Raw genomic sequence first — 16,037 nt, forward strand, 5'->3', positions numbered from 1 at the left:
ATCCAAATAGCCGTCGCACACAGCCTGAGAAGAACCATGGCAGGACATTCAAAATTCAAAAACATCATGCACCGCAAGGGGCGCCAGGACGCTGCCCGGTCGAAGATGTTTTCCAAGCTGTCCAAGGAAATCACCGTCGCCGCGAAAATGGGCGATCCGGATCCCGATTCAAATCCGCGCCTGCGTCTGGCCGTTCAGAACGCCAAGGCGCAGTCCATGCCCAAGGACAACATCCAGCGCGCGATCAACAAGTCCCAATCCGGTGATGCGGAGAATTACGAGGAAATCCGCTACGAAGGATATGGTCCCGCCGGCGTCGCCGTTGTGGTGGAAGCCTTGACCGACAACCGGAACCGTTCGGCCTCCAACATCCGGTCTTATTTCACCAAATGTGGAGGGTCGCTCGGGGAGACCGGCTCTGTTTCGTTCATGTTCGATCGCGTTGGCGAGATAACCTACAAGCGAGAAGCAGGGGAAGCCGACGCGGTGCTCGAGGCGGCGATCGAAGCGGGCGCTGAAGATGTGCAGTCTGACGAGAACGGTCACACTGTCTATACGGCATTTGAAGATCTGAATGAGGTCGCAAAGGCATTGGAAACCGCGCTGGGCGAGGCGGACTCCACCAAAATCATCTGGAAGCCGCAGAACCTGATACCCGTTGATGGGGAAAAGGCGCAAACGCTGTTCAAGTTGATCGACATGCTTGAGGACGATGACGACGTGCAGAATGTGTACGCCAATTTCGATGTTGACGACGCTACCATGGAACAGCTTGCATCCTGAGGCGGCCCGACCGATTTCAAAGCCCCGGCGTGCCGGGGCTTTAACTTTCTGACAAGCCGGTCCGGTTTTTGCCTGGGTTCAACAGGCGGATCGGCGGGCAATCCGCCAAATGCCAGGCGAAGCTATCGCAGCAGAGGGTCCAGAGCTGGCATGCTGGTGATCGCAGCCAGTCCGATGAGGCTGTAGGCGACCCACCGATAGATCTTTGGATCCGCTGCGCCAAAGCCTTTGGAGCCAAGGTAAAGGCCAAGAGCATAAGCGGGAACCGCGGCGATCAGTAGATGGAACACCGCGATCGTGAAGAACCCGTTGATGAAATACGCGACAAATGTTCCGACGCTCGCAAGCGCGAAATAGACAATCAGGTTGGCGCGGACGACTGCCGGCACTTCTTTGCCCGTCAGCCAAAACGCGACAACAGGTGGGGCGGACACCTGACTGACGCCGGCAAGAACACCGGCGACACTGCCCACGCCGAAGGAAACAGGCCGCGTTGGCCGGCCTTGATACCGCCACCCGGACACAAGCAGCGCCAGCAATGATGTCACGATTGCGAAAAGAACCCACCGGAGGGTCAGGATGTCTGCGTTTGCCAGGAGCCAAGCCCCGGCATGAACGAACACGATCGATCCAGCGACGACAGGCAGGACGGTCGACCAGTCGCAGATCCTGATCGCTCTCACGATCAAGGGAGCGGCAACCAGACCGTCGATGAACAGGAAGGTGGCCGCCGCCGTCACTGGCGAAATGAAACTCGCGGCGACCGGCATGAAGATCATGCCCGCCCCAAAACCGGCGAACCCGCGCACGCATCCCGCAATGAAAATGACGGTGCCCAGAAGCGCGAGAAGCGCTGGCGAGAAGCTTGCGAACACGTCAAGCATGACGTGACGATCGGGCACAAAATACTGACATGCGCACAGCGGTACGCTCCGCTTTGGCTAGCGTCAAGACGAAAGCTTTGTTACCGCTTTGTTCCATGATGACTCCGATTCGAATTCTTGGGATTGACCCAGGGCTGCGGCGCACCGGCTGGGGCGTGATCGAAACGCTGGGCAACCGGTTGTCTTTCATCGCATCGGGCACGGTCACCTCGGACAATAGACTGGAGCTTGCCCGCCGCCTGGTCCAATTGCATGACGGGCTCGCGGAGGTTGTCCAGCGGCAGGCGCCTATGGAAGCTGCCGTGGAACTCACTTTCGTCAACAAGGACGCGGGGGCGACGTTGAAACTGGGGCAGGCGCGCGGCGTTGCTTTGCTTGTTCCGTCGCTCGCCGGTCTGCAGGTGGCGGAATACGCGCCCAATCTTGTGAAGAAGACCGTGGTCGGGACAGGGCATGCCGAAAAGGAACAAATTCGGGCAATGGTCAAGGTTTTGATGCCCAAAGCCGTGTTTAACAGTGATGATGCCGCCGATGCGCTTGCCATTGCCATCTGCCACGCGCATCACCGTAAAGCGCCCTTGGGACGTTTGGCGCAGGTGGGGGGCGTATGATCGGAAAGTTAAAAGGGACCTTGGAGAGTATCGGCGAGGATCATGTCATCCTTGACGTTCATGGTGTCGGCTATCAGGTGTTTTGCCCTTCCCGGGTGCTGCAGGGGCTGCCGCGACCAGGAGAGGCGGCGGTTCTCCACATTGAGACAATCGTTCGCGAGGATATGATCCGCCTGTACGGCTTCGCCCAGGAAGCGGAACGGGAATGGTTCCGGCTTCTGATGACAGTGCAGGGCGTTGGCGCGAAAGTCGCTCTGGCTGTCCTGGGGATTCTGAAGGCCGGTGAGATCGCCAATGCCATCGCGCTGTCGGACAAGGCGACCATTTCGCGCGCGCCGGGTGTTGGCAGGAGGGTGGCCGAACGCATTCTGGCGGAACTGAAAGACAAGGCGCCGGGGTTTGCCTCGGTTGACGGTCCGACGCTTGCGGTTGCCCGGGACGTGTCCGAAAACCTTGCGGCAAGACCGGTTGCGGATGCGGTATCGGCTCTGACGAACCTGGGCTACGGCCAGCCGCAAGCGAGTGCGGCTGTCGCGAAGGCCATCCAGACCGCCGGCGATACCGCCACAACAGAACAATTGATCCGTCTTGGCCTGAAGGAGCTTGCCCAGTGACCGCTGTCATTTTCGGCCTCATCGCTGTCGTTTTCATCGTGTCCGGCCTGGGCGGGATCATGTTTATTGACCACCAGTTCGCGAAATCGGTGGAGGGCCGGATTTATGCGGTGAAGGGGCGCCGGGTGGAGACGGACGACCCCTTCGTGCGCAAGCAATTCCGTAAGTTTTACGCCCTGCGCGTGGCCTATGCCATGTTCCTGCTTGTGATGCTGATCTGGGTGGCCGGCAATGTCGGATGATGCCCGGCTGGTCACGCCCGAAATTCGCGGCGACGAAATCGACAGCACGATGCGCCCCCAGGCGCTGGACGACTTCGTTGGACAGGCGCAAGCGCGGGCCAATCTCAAGATTTTCATAGAGGCGGCCAAGGCCCGGGGAGAGGCTCTCGATCATGTGCTGTTCGTTGGGCCGCCGGGATTGGGCAAGACCACGCTTGCGCAGATCATGGCCCGGGAATTGGGTGTAAATTTCCGGGCGACATCGGGGCCCGTGATTGCCAAGGCAGGGGACCTGGCGGCGCTGCTCACCAATCTTGAAGAGCGGGACGTACTCTTTATCGACGAGATCCATCGCCTCAATCCCGCGGTGGAAGAGATCCTTTACCCCGCCATGGAGGACTATCAGCTCGATCTCATCATCGGGGAAGGGCCGGCGGCCCGCTCGGTCAAGATCGATCTGGCCAGGTTCACGCTTGTTGCCGCAACGACCCGGCTTGGTCTTCTGACCACGCCTCTGCGGGACCGGTTTGGCATACCGGTCCGTCTGCAGTTTTACACCGTTGCCGAACTTGAGCATATCGTCAAACGCGGCGCGCGGATCATCGGTGTGGGGATGGCCGAGGATGGCGCCCGCGAAATCGCGAAACGGTCCAGGGGAACCCCGAGAATCGCAGGCCGCCTGTTGAGACGCGTCCGAGATTTTGCGGTCGTGGCGGGCGCGGACACGATCAATCGGGAACTGGCGGACAAGGCCCTGTCGCAGCTTGAGGTGGATGCCGCAGGACTGGACAGTCTCGATCTGCGCTATCTCAACCAGATCGCACGGAACTTTGGCGGCGGCCCGGTCGGCATCGAGACGCTGGCGGCTGCCTTGTCGGAGCCGCGCGATGCGATTGAAGAAATCGTCGAGCCCTATTTGATCCAGACCGGCTTCTTGCAGCGCACGCCACGGGGCCGCGTGCTCAGTCCTCAGGCGTTTGCCCATCTTGGCATGGCGGTGCCGCGCGAAGGCGTGGCTGCGCAACCGGGCCTGTTCGAAGACCCTAGGTAGTTTTGACGCACCCATTAAAACTTTATTTGCGATCCGTCATGAATAATCCGCTCGCGCTTTGATGCGGGGGGAAGAATGATCAGAAAAAGACTGTCGACAAAACTTGCCTTGATGTTCCTGGGCGGAGCGCTGGGCATGTGCGTGGCTATAGTCGCGGTTACGGCAAATCTGGCGGGTGGCGTAGCAAATCGTCAGGCTGATACGGCACTTTCGAGCGCCACCTACGGCAAGCAGCGGGTTCTGGAGCTTGCCGTGGCCCAGGTGGCGGACAATGTGCGCTTTTTCCTGCCGCTTGAGGAAGCGAAGAACAGCTTGATGAAAATGCTTGTCGGCTGGAAGAATCTTGGCGAGAATCAAACGGCGCAACTGCGCGAAATCTTCGTGACGAACAATCCCCATGGCGAGGGGGAGCGGCACCTTCTGGTCGAACCAGAGGTGACCAACTACTACGTCACCAATCACCGTGAAATCCATGAAACGTTTGCCGGCATGATGTCCAAGGGCGTCTTTTCCGATGTGGCACTCATCGATCCGGACGGCAACATTACCTACAGCTATGGCAAGGATGCGGTCTATGCCCGGACCATCGATGCATCCGAGATCGCGAATCATCCGGTCGTCAAGGCGGCAGCCCCGCTGATGGAAAAGGCCAAGGCCGGGGCGATTACGGCCGGCGAGCTGGCAAGTTCGGGATTTGTCGCCGACGAGAATGGCGCGGTTTCGCTCGTGATTGCGGGACCTGTATTCTATCTGGACCGGTTTTTCGGTGTTGTCGCCTTCACGGCGGATATGCAGCGCATCTCCAGCCTGTTGAACGAAGCGTCCGGTTTGGGGAACACCGAAAAAACCATTCTTGTCGATGCGAACGGACTGGCGGTCGAACTCGATATGGCCGGAACGGTCAGCACCGTCCTCGGCGCTGCCTTGTTGGACGCTCCAAAAGGCGAAATCGCATTGTCCGACGGCACCTACCGGTATGCCAAATCCACAGGTGACATTGTCGGACAGCCGTTTGCCGTTGCCAAGGCTCTCCAGCAAAGTGAGCTTGCAACCGCCCGTGATCAGATCGTTTATGGCGTCATCATTACCGGCGTTCTCTGCCTTCTGCCGGTCGTTTTGATCATCTGGTGGCTGACCACCCGTATGTTTGCCCCTTTGCAAACCCTGTCGGGTTCCGCACGGCGGATTGCGGATGGCGATTTGGACGTGACAATCGAGGCGACAGACCGTCACGATGAGATCGGTGACATGGCCCGGTGTGTCGAGGTCTTCAAAGACAATTCGGTCGAACGCGAAAGACTTGCTGCCGAACGCAAGCTCGGGCACATCGCCCGCGAGGAGCGGGAGCGCAAGATCGACGGGTTGATCGGCGCGTTCCGTGCGGAGGCCCAGCAAGTGCTTGCGGTGGTCGAGGACAATCTGGCGCGGGTCGAGGATCTGTCGAACGCCTTGTCGGAACGGTCCAGCGCGTCGGAACAACGCGGGCGCGGGGCGGTCCAGGACGCGGAACAGGCCTCTGCGAATGTCCAGGCGGTTGCGTCTGCCACCGAGGAACTGAATGCGTCAATCGCCGAGATCTCGCGGCAGGTGCAAACCACCTCTGAGATTGTTGGGCGCACGACCGAGAGTGCCCAGGCCTCGAACCAGAAGATCGCCGGATTGGCGGAGGCCGCAAACCGGATCGGGGATGTCGTGTCTCTGATTTCGGAGATCGCGGAACAGACCAACCTTCTGGCGCTCAATGCCACGATCGAAGCGGCCCGCGCGGGCGAAGCCGGCCGTGGCTTTGCGGTGGTTGCCGCTGAAGTGAAGGAACTGGCAACCCAGACATCCAAGGCCACGGAAGAGATTTCAACACAGATCGCCGCAATCCAGGCCTCGACAACGGATGCGGTGGGAGAGATCAGCCGTGTCTCCAGTTCAGTTGGCGAAGTCAATGAGTACACCGCCTCGATCGCCGCTGCGGTGGAACAGCAGGGCGCGGCCACCGGCGAGATTTCCAGAAACGTCGGGGAAGCTGCCCACGGAACGCAAAATGTGTCCGCGGTGGTCTCCAGTTTGAACGACGACGTGGTCGAGAACGCGCAAGCCGTCGAACGCATGCGGCAGGCTTCTGCGGAAATGAAGGCGCAGGCGGGCAAGCTGAGAGAATCCGTCGAGAGCTTTTTGCAGGAAGTGGCCGCAGCCTGATCTTCTGATTTGGCGAACACCAAAATCCGGTCGGGACTGGTCCTGGCCGGATTTTTTGTTTAGAGGCTGATGCCACGCTGGAAGGAGACAGCTTCGATGGATTGGCCCGATCTTGCCGGACGCCTGAATGGGCAAACCCATGAGTTGCCCGTGCGTGTCTACTATGAAGACACCGACTTCACCGGCATCGTGTACCACGGAAGTTATGTGCGATTCTTCGAGAGGGGACGTTCGGACCTTTTGCGGTTGGCGGGCATCAACCACGCCGACCTGCGAGACGGCGGCAGAGACGGTCCGGCGCTGGCCTTCGCAGTGCGCCGGCTGAACCTCGATTTCTTGAAAACGGCAACGATCGACGATCTTTTGATCGTGCGCACCATCGTGCGCGAACATCGCGGTGCCCGTATTCGGCTGGATCAGTCCATTTGGCGCGGCGATGATCTTTCGGTCAAGGCCGATGTCGAGGTCGCCGTCATCACGTCGGCGGGCAGACCGACCCGGCTTCCGTCCCCGGCCGCTGGCAAGCTGGCGTCCCTCGTGAGCGCCGGAGACCTGGATCAAGGGTGAGAGCGCCCCCTAGGGAACCGCGACACCGAAGACGGCTGAGCAGCGTGAGGCGTCCGGCGTTTGATCGAGCGATTGGCTAAAACAGGATCGCTTGTCTTAAGGAAGCAGTAACCATAGTTGAGTCCATTAGAGGCGGCGGGTTTTCTGCGCGAAAGTCCCAGTTTTGCCTGATTCGGAGCCCATGGAGGCACCAATGGCAAATGGACGTCCGGAAAACCAGCGTGAGCCTACGGGGACCGCAGGGCGCGGCCCCGAACCGTTCCGACAATGCAACATGGCCAAGAGGTCTCAAGATCAATGGATCAACTCGTTCAGTCCACTTTGGCGGCGCCGGAAGGCGAGCTGTCGTTCTTTGCTCTGTTCTGGCAGGCGCATCTCATCGTCAAGCTCGTCATGGTTGGGCTGTTGATCGCGTCCGTTTGGTGCTGGGCGATCATCGTTGACAAGGTAATGCTGCTCGGGCGCATGATGCGGCAGATGAACCGGTTCGAGAACGTGTTCTGGTCTGGTCAATCTCTGGAAGACCTCTATGGCACGCTCCAGAACCGCTCCAACCAGGGCATGGCGGCATTGTTCGTGGCGGCGATGCGAGAGTGGAAGCGCAGTCATGAAGGGGCGCGCCCCGCAATCGCCAGCCTTCAGCAGCGGATCGACCGGGTCATGGACGTCGCGATCCAGCGGGAGGCCGAACGGATGGAAAGCCGGCTTCTGGTTCTGGCGTCGGTCGGATCGGCAGGGCCGTTTATTGGCCTGTTCGGCACGGTTTGGGGCATCATGACATCCTTCCAGGCGATCGCAAACTCTGAAAGCACCAATCTTGCTGTTGTCGCACCCGGTATTGCGGAAGCGTTGTTCGCGACCGCGCTGGGCCTTCTCGCCGCAATTCCGGCGGTTATTGCCTACAACATGCTGAGCAATCGCGTGGCGAAGGCGGTGACGCGGATGGAAGGGTTCGCCGACGAATTCTCCGCCATTTTGTCACGCCAGATCGATCAGGGACTTTAGGCCATGGGCATGCAGACAGGTGCAGGCGGCGCGGCCGGTGGACGGCGGGGACGTCGGCGCCGGCGCAACCAAATGATCAGCGAGATCAACGTGACGCCCTTTGTGGACGTCATGCTTGTTCTGTTGATCATCTTCATGGTGGCCGCGCCTCTTCTCACGGTTGGCGTTCCCATCGATCTTCCAGAAACCCGGGCGAATGCGCTCGAGGGAGATAATGAACCGATCACGATTTCGGTGAACGCAGACGGTCAGATTTTCATTCAGGATACCGAGATCGCCATTGATGAAGTTGTCCCGAAACTCGAGGCAATTGCCGAGAATGGCTACGAAGAGAGGATCTATATCCGCGGCGATCAGAACTCTGACTACGGCACGATGATGCGGCTGATGGGCCGGATCAATTCGGCAGGTTTCAACCGGCTTGGTCTCGTGACCCTGCAAGAACAGGACTAGTGGCACACGATGCGTGTCGGTCTTTTCGCTTCTATGGCCGGTCATTCGGCCATCATCGTCTGGGGGCTTTTGGCGCTTCCCGATGCTGGGAGCTTTCCGACACCGTCTGTCGAAACACTGCCCGTGGAACTCGTATCGGTTTCCGAGTTTACGCAGTTGCAGCTTGGGGAGCGCGACGCGGACCAAGTCCGCGATGTTTCGGCTCTTGCCCCCACCGAGACGCCGGCCGAGGAAGTGCCCGCACCCGTGGAGCGCCCCGCAGAGCCACGGCAGGTCCAGCCAACCCCGCCAGCTCCAACACCGCCAGCCCCGACACCACCTGAGCCGACCCCGCCGGCCCCGACGCTGGAAACGGAACCCGAACCGGTCCCGGACGCCGCTGCGGAGGCTGGCCCTGCTCCCGAAGCAGCCCCCGTTTCCGAACCGGTGCCAGCAGCCGATCCGGCCCCGCAACCGATCGTGACTACTGCGCGCCCGCGCACCAAACCCGCTCCACCCCGGCCGACCCGGCAGGAGCAGGATTTCAATTCCAACCAGATCGCAGCACTGTTGAACAAGGTTGAGCCGTCGGGCGGGACGACATCGAACACGGATCAGCCGGCCTCGTTGGGAACCCGATCGGGACGGGAAAACATCCGGATGACCCAGTCGGAGCTCGATGCCTTGCGAAGTCAGGTGTCGGCATGCTGGAACCCGCCGGTCGGGGCCGCCGGCGCCGAGGATCTGAGTGTCCGCGTGCGGTTCAATCTGTCTCAATCGGGCGAGGTATCCGGTGGGCCGGAAGTCTTGAACTCCAGCACCAATCCGGCCTTCCAGGCCGCGGCCAGCAGCGCGGTGCGGGCCGTTATGCGTTGTGCTCCTTACTCGTTGCCGATCGCGAAGTATGATGATTGGCAAGAAGTTATTCTCAATTTCGACCCCAGAGAACTTTTGGGTGGTTAAAATGTCAAAAAATCAAGGACATGGAGCTTATATGCTTGCATTTTCCCCCGCTTGGGACATGGCCCGCACGCTGAAGGCGGCTTTTGCCATCGTTCTTGGTTTCGCCTGCCTCGTTCTGATCAGTCAGCCGGCTCGAGCCTTGATCGAGCTCGACATTACCCAAGGCAACATCGAGCCGCTTCCCATCGCGCTGCCGGATTTCGCAGCGGGCGGCGGAGATCCGAAACTGGCCTCCGACATGACCTCGGTCATTGCCGACAATCTCCGGCGTTCGGGATTGTTCCGGCCACTGGATCCGGCCGCATTCATCCAGAAGAACATGGGCGTCGACACCACCCCGCGTTTCGGCGACTGGCGGACCATCGGCGCGCAGGCGCTGGTCAGCGGTACGGTTTCCCGCCAGCCCGATGGACGGCTGCGGGCCGAGTTCCGCCTTTGGGATGTGTTTGCCGCCGAGCAAATGCTTGGCCAGCAATTCTATACGACCCCGGAAAACTGGCGCAGGCTTGCCCATATCATTTCGGATGCGATCTATGAGCGCCTGACCGGAGAAAAGGGATATTTCGACACGCGGATCGTGTTCGTGGACGAAACAGGCCCCAAGGACGCCAGGGTCAAACGCCTTGCGATCATGGATCAGGACGGGGCCAACGTCCGCTATCTGACCCGTGGGGATGAACTCGTTCTTACACCGCGGTTCTCCCCGACCAGCCAGGAAATCACCTACATGTCCTATGCGGGCACGGACCCAAGCGTCTACTTGCTCAACATTGAGACGGGGCAACGCGAGATCGTGGGCAACTTTCCGGGAATGACTTTCGCTCCGCGCTTTTCCCCGGACGGTCAGAGCGTGATCATGAGCCTGCAGCAGGGCGGCAATGCGAACATCTTCAAAATGGATTTGCGGTCGCGCCGGACGACCCGTTTGTCCAATTCGGCGGCGATCGACACGAGCCCGTCCTATTCGCCGGATGGCCAGCGTATCGTGTTCGAATCCGACAGAGGCGGCTCCCAGCAACTCTATGTCATGAGCGCCAACGGCCAAAATCCGCAGCGTATTTCGTTCGGCCCAGGGCGCTATTCGACACCGGTCTGGTCACCTCGCGGAGATTTGATCGCGTTCACCAAAATGCACCAGGGGCGGTTCATGATCGGCGTGATGAAGCCTGACGGCAGTGGAGAACGCATCTTGACCGAAGGTTATCACAATGAGGGGCCGGCTTGGTCACCAAATGGCCGTGTTTTGGTGTTCTTCCGCGATACCCCTGGTGCGAATGGCGGACCGCAAGTTTGGACCGTGGACCTGACCGGCTACAATGAACAACGGCTTGGAACACCGGCCTTCGCGTCTGATCCATCGTGGTCTCCGTTGCTCGACTAGCAGGCTGGCAATCCCGAATCCTAAACGGGGTCGGTAGGGTTTCGTTTACCATGTTTGCCAATCGCGCCTTAACCCTCTTTGGATACAAGCTGTTCACCATGCGCTCGGGTGGGCATGTCCGGCAAAGGCCGGGTAGTAGGAGTTGATAGATGTTGGTTGTGAACAAAATCGCGCAAGGCGCGCGGTTTGCGGGTGTGGTCGCGGTCATGATGTTTCTGGCCGCCTGCGCCCAAACCAAACCGGACCTGGCGAGCGGCACTGCGGCGCCGGGCACGGGACAGGACTTTGTCGTCAATGTCGGAGACCGGGTGTTTTTCCTTGAGGATCAGTCGACATTGACTGCGCAAGCGAGGGCAACGCTGGACAAGCAGGCGCAGTGGCTGAACCGGTACTCAAGCTACACGGTTACGGTCGAGGGCCACGCGGACGAGCGAGGAACACGCCAGTACAACCTTGCTCTCGGTGCCCGCAGGGCGAACGCCGCCCGGGATTATCTGGTCGCAAATGGTGTTCCGGCTGCGCGCATCAAGACGATTTCATACGGCAAGGAACGGCCGGTCGCTGTTTGCAACAATGACAGCTGCTGGTCGCAAAACCGCCGGGCAGTCACGGTCTTGAACAACGCGACCAACTAATCCGGGCCGCCGTGCGATTGTTCGTTTGAACAAACACACGGATCGACCGGGAAAGCTTGACCGCTGGGCCTGTCCCGGCGGTTTTCTTTTTGAGTGCCGTCAAAATTTGGCCGAACTCGAAGCGCCGATATGATATGCAGGCGCTTGATTGGCGGATGCATGAAGGCTGGCATGCCCAATAGGAGGAATGAATGATTAAGCTTCGCTTTGCGGTCATGACGCTCGCAATTGCGTTTGTTGCGACGAGCGTGGTGCCTTCGCATGCTCAGCTGTTCGGGCGCAGAACAGACGATGCAGCGGTTCGCATCAATGAAATGGAAGAACGGCTGCGCGCGCTCACCGGACAGCTCGAACAGCTTTCCTTCCAGCTTCGCGAATTGCAGGAGCAGATGCGCCGCATGCAGGAAGACAACGAGTACCGGTTCCAGCAGCTCGAGGGCGGCACGCCGCGCGATCGCTCAGATCTCGGCAATCCCAGCTCCTTGGGCTCGGCGCCTTCGACCGATCTGGCCGGATCTGTCGGGACCCTTGGAACACTTTCGACCTCCGGATCCGGCGATGGAGCATGGTCGGCCACCGGCGGCTACGAGCCCGGCGGCAATACCGGGCTTCCAGGCAGCGGACCGATAGATCTGTCCGCCCTTGCCGGTGGCAATGCCTCTGCGCTTCCGGGGGGTGGCGGCTTTCAATCCAGCCCGGGTCTGGGCTCACAGGCGGCCAGCCTTGGTTCGTCCGGCGATCCGCGCATGGATTACGATCAGGCGTATAGTTCAGCGGTGAACGGGGATTACCGGGGCGCGGAGGCCGGTTTCCGGACCTTTCTCGAAACCTATCCCAATCATGAAATGGCGCCGAATGCACAATACTGGCTAGGCGAAAGCCTGCTAGCGCAACAAAATTTCCGGGATGCTGCGGATGCGTTTCTCAAGACCTACACCGAGTATCCGCAAACCAGCAAAGCGCCCGACAGCCTTCTGAAACTTGGGGTGTCCTTGCGCGGTCTGGGCGAAGCCAACGCGGCCTGTGCAACGTTTTCCGAGCTCTTGAACAAATATCCGTCTGCCGCTCCGGCAGTGCTCCAGCAGGCGCGGGATGAACAGCGTCGCGCGCAATGTTCCTGAGACGGAGAGCCATCGTGGAATGGGTCTGACGTCTGACGAAATCGACAGCATTTTCCGACCACAGTTCCCTCTTTGCCGCCTCGTTTTGGGGGTGTCCGGCGGGCCGGATTCCCTTGCATTGCTCTACTTGTTTCATGAGTGGACAAAACGGGTGGGATGGACCGGTGATATTCTGGTTGCGACAATAGATCACGGACTTCGGCCGGAGAGCGCCGCCGAGGCCCAGCAGGTTGGCGAACGGGCCCGGGCAATGGGATTGCGGCACGTTGTTCGGACGTGGGAGGGGGAAAAGCCATCCTCCAACATTCAGGCGCAGGCGCGGGCGGCCCGCTATCGCTTGTTCGCTCAGGAAATGGCAAGCATCGGCGCCGACGCGCTCGTCCTTGCCCATCATTTGGATGATCAAGCCGAAACATTTCTGGATCGCCTCACGCGCGGTAGCGGGGTGTATGGTCTTGGGGCGATGATCGGAGACGATAGCGGGGGACCGGAAGGCCTGCGCATCATGCGCCCCTTTCTGGAGGTGCCAAAATCGGCCTTGATGGACGCGCTGCGCGCGCGCGGGATTCCATGGGTATGCGATCCGAGCAATTATGATCCCGCCTATAAGCGCGCCCGGCTGCGCCAGATCATGGGCGGTCTTGCGGAAGAAGGGCTGACATCACAGCGCCTTGCTGACACCGCGCGGCGCATGCGCCGCGCCCGCGAGGGGCTCGACTATTGCTGCCGTAGCATTTTGAACGCACATTTGGTCTGTCACCCGGCTGGTCCTGTCAGACTTCCGTGGAACTCGATCGGTGACCCGCCCGAGGAGATCCGCCTTCGGCTTTTGGCGCATTTGATCTTGGGAGTCACCGGACAGCAAGCGCCCGGCAGGCTCGCGAAACTGGAAGGCCTGCTGTTCACCCTTGAAGCGCATGAGCGTGTGAAACAGACACTGTCCGGTGCCGTGGTACAACGGCAGGATGACACCTTGTACCTTTGGAAAGAGGTGGGGCGAACGCCCCCGGCCGTTTGTCGGGTTGCGGACCTGGTTGCCGCCGCGCAGGCCAACGGTCGTCCGGCAATATGGGACGGGCGCTATCACCTTGGCCTCGAGGGCGCGGGCTTTTTGAACTCAGATGTGGTGATTGGTCCACTGGTTCGTGCGCCTGGCCCAAGAGATGGCCTCACTTTGCCATCCGACTTTCCGGTGGCGGCTTTCGCGTGTGCGCCTGCCTTTTGGGACAGCGAAGGTCTTCTGTACGTGCCGGATTTGTTTCAAATGCGTGGTTCTGAGGCCGCTTATCCTTTGTCCTTGAAGCGGACCGGGCTGTTTTAGGCGGTCCGGCGGACCCCGCATTGGTGTTAATCGGCGCCGCCTGGTACTCTGACGCGGGTTTTAAACCAGGTGCTCATCTTAAGGAAATTCATAGACGCTGTGCGCAAGAATGGCGCACCGCCTTGGCATTGGGCTTCCGCCGACCTATCTTGCCAGTTAAGATGGAAATCCGAGTATAGGCCGTGTCGCACGGTCAAGGGATCGAAATGAACGCACACTTCCGCAATTTTGCCCTGTGGGTGATCATCGCATTGCTGCTGATCGCTCTTTTCCAGCTGTTTCAAAGCCCAGCTCAGCGCGGGGCCACGAATGAGATAGCTTTTTCGCAGTTCCTTGACCAAGTCGATCGGGGAGAGGTTCGCGAGGTCACGATCCAGGATCAGCAAATATCGGGAACGACCACGACTGGACAGTCGTTCCAGACCTATGCGCCAACCGGAGCCCAGTTCGTGGATGAACTGCGGGCGAAGCAGGTTGCCATCAATGCGCGCCCGCCGGCCGAGAATTTCTCTCTCCTTGGCGCTCTGATCTCCTGGTTGCCCATGCTGATCATCCTCGGGATCTGGATTTTCGTGATGCGTCAGATGCAAGGTTCGGGCGGCAAGGCGATGGGCTTTGGCAAATCCAAGGCCAAGCTTCTGACCGAGGCTCACGGTCGGGTCGTGTTTGACGACGTGGCCGGAATCGACGAAGCGAAGGAAGACCTGCAGGAAATCGTTGAATTCTTGCGCGATCCTCAGAAGTTCCAACGACTTGGTGGCCGCATCCCGCGCGGGGTTCTGCTCGTCGGCCCCCCGGGCACGGGTAAGACCCTGACCGCTAAGGCTGTTGCGGGCGAAGCAAATGTGCCCTTCTTCACTATTTCGGGCTCGGACTTCGTTGAGATGTTTGTCGGTGTCGGTGCAAGCCGTGTCCGCGACATGTTCGAACAGGCCAAAAAGAATTCGCCGTGTATCATCTTCATCGACGAGATCGATGCGGTCGGCCGTCACCGGGGTGCGGGCCTTGGCGGGGGGAATGACGAGCGTGAGCAAACCTTGAACCAGCTTCTCGTGGAGATGGACGGGTTCGAGCCCAACGAAGGCATCATCATCATTGCGGCGACCAACCGGCCCGACGTGCTCGATCCGGCGCTGTTGCGTCCGGGCCGCTTCGACCGCCAGATCGTTGTTCCGAATCCCGACATCACCGGCCGCGAGAAGATCTTGAAAGTCCACATGCGCAAAGTGCCTTTGGCGCCCGATGTGGATGTGAAGGTTCTGGCGCGGGGAACCCCCGGTTTCTCTGGCGCAGACCTCATGAACCTGGTCAATGAGGCGGCTCTTCTGGCGGCTCGGCGGTCGAAGCGTCTCGTCACCATGGCGGAGTTTGAAGACGCCAAGGACAAGGTAATGATGGGTGCCGAGCGCCGCACGCTGGTCATGACCGAGGAGGAGAAGACGCTCACCGCCTATCATGAAGCGGGACACGCGCTGGTCGCTCTCCACCAGCCTGCTTCGGACCCGATTCACAAGGCGACCATCATTCCGCGCGGTCGGGCTCTTGGCATGGTCATGCGGCTGCCCGAGAAAGATCAGGTGTCGTTGACACGAGCCAAGTGCAAGGCGGATCTGGCTGTTGCGATGGGTGGCCGGGTCGCTGAAGAAATGATCTTCGGCTACGAGAAGGTCACGTCCGGCGCGTCCGGGGACATCCAAATGGCGACGAAGCTCGCCCGCGCCATGGCGACCCAGTTCGGCATGTCGGACAAGCTTGGTCCGCTTCTATACGGGGAAAACCAGGAGGAGGTTTTCCTGGGCCATTCCGTCGCGAAAAGTCAGAATGTGTCCGATGAAACCCAGAAGATTGTCGACGCCGAAATCAAAACCTTCGTCAATCAGGGATATGAGACCGCGAAGCACATTCTCACCGAGCATGAAGATCAGTTGCACACCATTGCCAAGGGTTTGTTGGAATACGAAACGCTCTCCGGCGATGAGATCCGCGATCTTTTGGATGGCAAGCCACCTGTTCGGGATACTGACGACGATCAGCCTGTCGGACGCGGGTCTGCGGTCCCGGTCGCTGGCATCAAGCGCGGCGGCGGGGAGCCGAGCGGTGGCATGGAGCCACAACCCCAAACCTGATCGGGCTTTCCCTGGAAGGTTCATGACAAAACCCGGCGCTTCCCGCGCCGGGTTTTTCAGTTATGAACAAGTTACAAACAATCATAATATGTGAAGCGTTTTTGCCGCAGCTTTGCGATAAAACACCGCAAA

General features: G+C 59.9%; 16 protein-coding genes. 15 read left to right on the top strand and 1 reads right to left on the bottom strand.

The window, feature by feature from the left end; genetic code table 11:
* Window positions 1-36 precede the first annotated feature (36 nt).
* Window positions 37-783, top strand: coding sequence for a YebC/PmpR family DNA-binding transcriptional regulator (locus F0184_RS00540; protein ID WP_150493379.1), 747 nt, complete (start codon window positions 37-39; stop codon window positions 781-783).
* A 122-nt stretch (window positions 784-905) separates the two neighbouring features.
* On the opposite strand, the gene F0184_RS00545 is transcribed toward F0184_RS00540, so the two are convergent.
* Entirely contained in the window at window positions 906-1,667 is a 762-nt protein-coding gene (locus tag F0184_RS00545; protein ID WP_150493381.1) for a sulfite exporter TauE/SafE family protein, read from the bottom strand.
* Window positions 1,668-1,762: 95 nt separating this feature from the next.
* Here F0184_RS00545 and ruvC point away from each other — a divergent pair, with 95 nt between their 5' ends.
* From ruvC to ftsH, 14 genes are all read left to right on the top strand, one after another.
* A complete protein-coding gene (gene ruvC, locus F0184_RS00550; RefSeq protein WP_150493383.1) occupies window positions 1,763-2,278 on the top strand; it encodes a crossover junction endodeoxyribonuclease RuvC in 516 nt (171 codons plus the stop codon).
* On the top strand, window positions 2,275-2,892 hold the full coding sequence (gene ruvA / locus F0184_RS00555) for a Holliday junction branch migration protein RuvA (protein ID WP_150493385.1): 618 nt from the start codon (window positions 2,275-2,277) through the stop codon (window positions 2,890-2,892). The genes ruvC and ruvA overlap by 4 nt, the downstream gene beginning before the upstream one ends.
* The gene (locus F0184_RS00560) at window positions 2,889-3,134 is read left to right on the top strand and encodes an endonuclease (RefSeq protein WP_150493387.1); all 246 of its coding nucleotides are present in this window, start codon (window positions 2,889-2,891) and stop codon (window positions 3,132-3,134) included. Before ruvA ends, F0184_RS00560 begins: the two co-directional genes overlap by 4 nt.
* Window positions 3,124-4,164: a Holliday junction branch migration DNA helicase RuvB gene (ruvB, locus tag F0184_RS00565; protein ID WP_150493389.1), complete on the top strand. Its 1,041-nt coding sequence runs from the start codon at window positions 3,124-3,126 to the stop codon at window positions 4,162-4,164. Before F0184_RS00560 ends, ruvB begins: the two co-directional genes overlap by 11 nt.
* Window positions 4,165-4,239: 75 nt before the next feature.
* Window positions 4,240-6,354, top strand: a complete 2,115-nt coding sequence (locus F0184_RS00570; protein WP_208998264.1) for a methyl-accepting chemotaxis protein — start codon at window positions 4,240-4,242, stop codon at window positions 6,352-6,354.
* A gap of 96 nt (window positions 6,355-6,450) precedes the next feature.
* The gene (locus F0184_RS00575; protein WP_206668285.1) at window positions 6,451-6,921 is read left to right on the top strand and encodes a YbgC/FadM family acyl-CoA thioesterase; all 471 of its coding nucleotides are present in this window, start codon (window positions 6,451-6,453) and stop codon (window positions 6,919-6,921) included.
* A 297-nt stretch (window positions 6,922-7,218) separates the two neighbouring features.
* Window positions 7,219-7,926, top strand: coding sequence for a protein TolQ (gene tolQ, locus F0184_RS00580; protein ID WP_150493393.1), 708 nt, complete (start codon window positions 7,219-7,221; stop codon window positions 7,924-7,926).
* 3 nt (window positions 7,927-7,929) lie between these two features.
* The gene (gene tolR, locus F0184_RS00585; RefSeq protein ID WP_150493395.1) at window positions 7,930-8,379 is read left to right on the top strand and encodes a protein TolR; all 450 of its coding nucleotides are present in this window, start codon (window positions 7,930-7,932) and stop codon (window positions 8,377-8,379) included.
* A gap of 9 nt (window positions 8,380-8,388) precedes the next feature.
* Entirely contained in the window at window positions 8,389-9,321 is a 933-nt protein-coding gene (locus F0184_RS00590) for a TonB C-terminal domain-containing protein (protein ID WP_150493397.1), read from the top strand.
* Between the two features lie 58 nt (window positions 9,322-9,379).
* A complete protein-coding gene (gene tolB, locus F0184_RS00595) occupies window positions 9,380-10,702 on the top strand; it encodes a Tol-Pal system beta propeller repeat protein TolB (protein WP_208998292.1) in 1,323 nt (440 codons plus the stop codon).
* A 149-nt stretch (window positions 10,703-10,851) separates the two neighbouring features.
* Window positions 10,852-11,337, top strand: a complete 486-nt coding sequence (pal, locus tag F0184_RS00600; RefSeq protein ID WP_150493401.1) for a peptidoglycan-associated lipoprotein Pal — start codon at window positions 10,852-10,854, stop codon at window positions 11,335-11,337.
* Window positions 11,338-11,528: 191 nt separating this feature from the next.
* Entirely contained in the window at window positions 11,529-12,458 is a 930-nt protein-coding gene (gene ybgF, locus F0184_RS00605; RefSeq protein ID WP_150493403.1) for a tol-pal system protein YbgF, read from the top strand.
* 19 nt (window positions 12,459-12,477) lie between these two features.
* Complete coding sequence (gene tilS, locus F0184_RS00610; RefSeq protein WP_172971926.1) at window positions 12,478-13,779, top strand: tRNA lysidine(34) synthetase TilS; 1,302 nt, start codon at window positions 12,478-12,480, stop codon at window positions 13,777-13,779.
* A 206-nt stretch (window positions 13,780-13,985) separates the two neighbouring features.
* A complete protein-coding gene (ftsH, locus tag F0184_RS00615) occupies window positions 13,986-15,905 on the top strand; it encodes an ATP-dependent zinc metalloprotease FtsH (protein ID WP_150493407.1) in 1,920 nt (639 codons plus the stop codon).
* Window positions 15,906-16,037: the final 132 nt, after the last annotated feature.

Origin of the sequence: Roseibium aquae, assembly GCF_008711285.1 — a bacterium.
In the GTDB taxonomy this organism is placed as follows: Bacteria; Pseudomonadota; Alphaproteobacteria; order Rhizobiales; family Stappiaceae; genus Roseibium; species Roseibium aquae.